The organism is Limnoglobus sp., assembly GCF_059499385.1.
This window is the reverse complement of record NZ_JCABYM010000036.1, coordinates 1-5,035: the sequence shown is the minus strand read 5'-3', so window position 1 is coordinate 5,035 and position 5,035 is coordinate 1. Positions and strand designations below refer to the sequence as shown.

Sequence of the window (5,035 nt, the reverse complement as noted above, 5' to 3'; positions counted from 1 at the left end):
TGCCGCAAGGGCGGGAGTTAGTGCAAGACCAGTTGTGAAACAGCCTCTAGTGACACAAAGTATATGCCGAGATAGAATGTTTTCCACTACTTCTGCTTGGTGAGAATATGACTAAAGATAATTCTTCAAGGACTGCATTGACCCTGGTGTCGATTATCAGCCTAATGATCGGCGCGGTTGGCGGGTTCTTCGTCGGACGTCATTACTCGAATGAGACAACCGACCAGGAAGTAACACCGTCGGGCAAAAAAACCGGTAGTTATGATGAAGCGGTTGCGATACTTGGCAAGACTGTCGATGTAGAATTGAATGCTTTAACCCAATCTATGGACTCAAAGATTGCCCTGTTGAAGCCAGAATTCCGACTAGAATCTGAGAGGAACTGGAAGGCTGTAAGATCGACTCCAGATGACATGCTACTGGAATGGCAAGACAAGCACTTCATCGAAATTATAGCTAGTCCTGTAGGCAATTGGGTGAACGCAAAGAGAAAGCAGATTTTATTGAAAGATGAATCAGTTCAAACCATTTTAAAGTGGGGGTGGGATCGAGTTGCCAATCGAGACGAAAAAGGTGTAGACCTATTGGCACTATGGACGACAAATCTACTGACTATGGGAACATACGAGAAGCATGAATCATATAAAGACTCACTAGCCGGAAAACCTCAGAAGCCGCTTGAGGTATATCGCCGACAGTTCTATTTGCAGTTTAAACAATGTCTGTTGGGCACTGCCAAGCCCTCTCAGAATGACAAGGAAGCTTACCAGCATATATTCGGCGCGAGTGCCCGTTTTCCCCAGCACTGGTAAATCTGCCGCAACAAAATATTGGATTGCGATTTACATTTTCCGGATTACTGCACGAACACGAATTCCTTCGTGTTCATCAACGCCCAGACGATGTTCTCGATCGCCGTCCGCCGCGCGGCCGGGCCGCCCTTCGCCACGGCCGCGGCGATGTGGTCCGTCGCCGCCTTCAGGTCGTCGGCCGTCGGCCGTCGGCCGAACGCCCACAGGAACAACTCCGTCACCTTCTCCGCGTCGGCCCGCTTGTCCTCGGCCGCCGTCAGCGCCTTCACCCGGCCGCCGTTGGATATCTTCCCCTGCACCTCGTCGCTGTTCAACAGGTGCAGCGCCTGCGCCAGGTTCGCCTCGTTCACCCGCTCGCACTCGCACGCGCTGATCCGCTGCGGCTTCCCGAACACCTCCAGGAAGTAGCTCGTGTACGACTCGTCCGGCAGCGCGATCGCCCGCGTCGGGGCGTGCCGGTCCTTCGGCAGCCCGTTGAACGCCTGCGCGTTGTCCGTCACCTGGTTCACCGCGTCCAAGAGCACCTCGGCGCTCATCCGCTTCGGGTAGTACCGGGCGTAGTTCTGCTTGTCGTGCTTGTTGAAGTCGTTGGGAACCGCGCTCAACTGGTACGTCCGGCTCTTGCAGATCGTCTTCACCAGCGCCTTCAAGGAGAAGTTGCTGTCGATCACGCTCTTCGTCAGCGCGTCGAGCAGCTCCGGGTTGGACGGCGGGTTCGTCACCCGCATGTCGTCCAGCGGGTCCACGATGCCGCGGGTGAAGAAATGCGCCCAGTAGCGGTTGGCGAGCGTCTTCGCGAAGAACGGGTTCTTCGGGTCGGTCATCCACTCGGCGAGCTTCTGCCGCGGGTCGTCGGCCGCGTCCACGGCCATCGGCGGGGCGTCCAGCGGCTTCGGGTCGGCCGCCTTCTGCGTCCGCTTGTTCGTCACCTGCCCGGCCGCCTTCGTGAACACGAGCTGCCGCTTCACCTGCCCGCGGCCCTGGTCGCCGGTCGGGACGGTCAGCTCCTTCCGCCCGACGCGGCCGTAGAACGCGGCGAGGCCCCAATAGTCGTCCTGGCCCCACTTCTCGTAGGGGTGGTGGTGGCACTGGGCGCACGTCAGCCGCTGGCCGAGGAACACCTGCGACAGGTCGTCCACGAACTGCTCCGGCTTGTCGATCTCCTTGAACCAGACGCTCGGCGGGTTCGTCTGCTCGTCGCCGGTCGCCGTGACGATCGCCTTCACGAACTCGTCGAACCGCAGGTCGCTGGCGACGGCCTCGCGAATCCAGCCGTGGAACGCGAACGTCCCCTCCGCCCGGTCCCGCTCGCCGCGCCGCTTCACGCGAAGTACGTCGGCCCACTTGTTCGCGAAGTAGTAGGCGTACTCCGGCGTTTCCACGAGCCGGTCGATCAGCTTGTCCCGCTTGTCCGCGGCCGTGTCGGCGACGAAGTCCGTCACCTGCTTCGGCGTCGGCAGCGTGCCGGTGATGTCGAGCGTCGCCCGGCGGATGAACGTCTCGTCGCCGGCCAGCTCCGCGGGAACGAGGCCGAGTTCCCGCCACTTCTTCGCGGTGTGCTTGTCCACCAGCGTCTTCTCGTCGAACGTCCATTCGGGCGTCTTCTGGCCGAGCGGGACGACGGCGCGGAACGTCGTGACCATGCCCTGGTAGCGGGCCATGATCGCCGCCTGCCCGCTCATCGACAGCGTGCGGACGAGGCCGGCCCCGTCCACGACCGCGACCTCGCCGTCGTTGCTCTCGTACTGCGCCCGCCGGGTGATGTCCTCGACGCCGCCGTCCGAGTAGTGCGCGTACACGGCGAACTGCTGCTGCCGCTGCCGGGGCATGACCCGCTGCTCCGGGAAGACGCTGATCCTCACGAGCGTCGGGTCCTTCTCGTCGCCCCACGGCATGCCGGCCGCGATCCACCGGCGGACGACCTTGTACTCGTCGCTGGCCGGGTCCATCTTCCGCCCGCCGCCGTGCGGCGACTGGCCGGTCGCCTTCGTCAGGAACAGGGAGGCGTCCGGCGCGGTCGGCATCAGCCGGCGGCCGCGGCCCTCCTTCACGAGCGTCTGGTAGTCGAACTCCGGCTCGAACCCGAGCAGCGAGATCTTGAACCCGTTCTGCCCGCTCGCCTTCCCGTGGCAGCCGCCGCTGTTGCACCCGAGCTTCGTGAAGATCGGCACGACCTGGTTCGTGAAGTTCAGCGGCAGGTTCACGCCGACGTTCTTCGCGGTGACCGGCACGGTCGCGGTCTTCCCGGCGTGCGCGACGACGATCTCGGAGGAGCCGTTGGCCAGCGGCACGGCCCGGCCGGTCGCGGTGACGCTCGCCAGCTTCGCGTCCTTGACCGTGTACTTCGCCTCGTGCGTGAGGTCGAGCAGCGACCCGTCGGCGAGCGTCCCGGTGACGACGAGCTGCGCCGCGTCGTCGCCGTTCTTGAGTTCGACCGTCGCGGGGTGGACGGCAATGGCCGTCACCGGCGACTGGGCGAAGGCGGACGCGGCGACGGTGCAGCACGCGGCGGCGAGGAGAAATCGCATGTGGGGAATCCCTTCGGCGGGAGGGGCGAGTCGGCGGACGTTCGACCGGCGGTTGTCAGTTCGACGGGGTTCCCGCGTCGCGGGTTCCGTCGGCCGACCGCCGCGGTTCAGGTAGGTGATGAAATCTTCGGGTATAAAGTGTCGGAATGCAAGGGGAAACCCGACTTTGCCCGGCCGGTCCGCGTTGACCCGGCGGGGCGGCGGACCTACAGTTCCAGGGACCGGATCGACTCGCGCCCAGTCCCCCTGAGTAGTCGGCCGTGGTTCTTTGTGCCTTTGTTCCCTCCCCCCTTGGGGGGGAGGGTTAGGGAGGGGGGTGAGCCTCCCTTCCTCCGAGGCATTGCTTACTGGGGCGGGCAGCCAACCCCCTCCCAAACCCTCCCCCCAAGGGGGGAGGGAACAAAGCCAAGAACCCTGGCCAACCGCTTAATCCTGTCGAACCCCGACGCGTAAGGATGTCGCGTCCGCAACCTACCCACACACTCGCTGTTTCGTTCGCCCTCCTAACAGGAGTAGACGACCATGTCGAATCATTCCCAGCGGAACCGCTTCCGGCCCCGGTTGGAGTCGTTTGAACTGCGGGCGCTGCCGGCCGCGTGGACGCCGATCCCGGACGGCACCGTGGCCATCGCCCCGGACGACGGCGGCCGGCCGGAAATCCACCTGGCCGACCCGGTCACCGGGCGGGAGGTCCGCAAGGTCATCGGGTACGAGGGGTCGTTCCGCGGCGGCATCCACGCGGAACTCGGCGACGTGACCGGCGACGGCGTGGACGACTTGGTGTTCGCCCCCGGCAAGGGCGGCGGCCCGCGGCTGAAGGTCGTGGACGGCTCGACCGGCGAGGTGATCGCCGACTTCATGGTCTACGAGGAGACGTTCCGCGGCGGCGTGGACATCGCCGTCGGGGACGTGAACAACGACGGGTTCGAGGACGTGATGACCGGGACCGGCAAGGGCGGCGGCCCCCGCATCCGCGTCATCGACGGCCAGAGCATCGCCGACGGCGGCATCCCGGAGGACACGCTGCCCGAAGACCTGCCGGACATCACGACCGGCGGCGCGGGCGGGAACTTCGAGGTGCTGTACGACTTCTTCCCGTTCGAGGAGACGTTCCGCGGCGGCGTGTTCGTCGGGGCCGGGGACATCAACGGGGACGACTTCGCGGACATCATCGCCGGCACCGGGGTCGGCGGCGGGGCGCGGGTGGTCGTGACGGACGGGGCGACCGGCGAGGTCATCCAGAACTTCTTCGCGTTCGACCCGAGCCTGCGGACCGGCGTGCGGGTCGGGGCCGGGGACATCGACGACGACGGCAACGACGACATCCTGGTCGGGGCCGGGCCGGGCGGCAGCCCGCACGTGAAGGCGATCAGCGGGAAGGACGGCCGGGAGCTGGCGAGCTTCTTCGGCGGGAGCAACGGTGCCCGCGGCGGCGTCCACGTCAGCGGCCGGGACGTGGACGGCGACGGGGACGACGACGTGGTCGCGGAGACGCGGCAAGGGAACAAGCAGTTCGTCCGCGGGTACGACCGCGGCGGCCGGATGGTGCGGGAGATCGTCGAGGACGTGGACGACCGCGTCGGCGGCTAACGGCGGCGGGAAAAGGCCCCGACTTCCGAAGTCCGGCTTCGACTTCGGAAGTCGAGAGTGCGCCGGGACGTTCCTCCCATCCCCCGTGGCGGCCGGTCCCGTTGG

At 65.2% G+C, this 5,035-nt stretch carries 3 protein-coding genes; 2 read left to right on the top strand and 1 reads right to left on the bottom strand.

The genetic code is table 11. From position 1 onward, the window contains the following. Nucleotides 1-137: 137 nt before the first annotated feature. Nucleotides 138-812, top strand: coding sequence for a hypothetical protein (locus AC5JJ2_RS05905; protein WP_495857040.1), 675 nt, complete (start codon nt 138-140; stop codon nt 810-812). A gap of 44 nt (nt 813-856) precedes the next feature. On the opposite strand, the gene AC5JJ2_RS05900 is transcribed toward AC5JJ2_RS05905, so the two are convergent. Continuing rightward, nucleotides 857-3,340: a DUF1553 domain-containing protein gene (locus AC5JJ2_RS05900; protein WP_495857039.1), complete on the bottom strand. Its 2,484-nt coding sequence runs from the start codon at nt 3,338-3,340 to the stop codon at nt 857-859. A gap of 522 nt (nt 3,341-3,862) precedes the next feature. On the opposite strand from AC5JJ2_RS05900, the gene AC5JJ2_RS05895 reads away from it, so the two are divergent. After that, complete coding sequence (locus tag AC5JJ2_RS05895; protein ID WP_495857038.1) at nt 3,863-4,930, top strand: hypothetical protein; 1,068 nt, start codon at nt 3,863-3,865, stop codon at nt 4,928-4,930. Nucleotides 4,931-5,035: the final 105 nt, after the last annotated feature.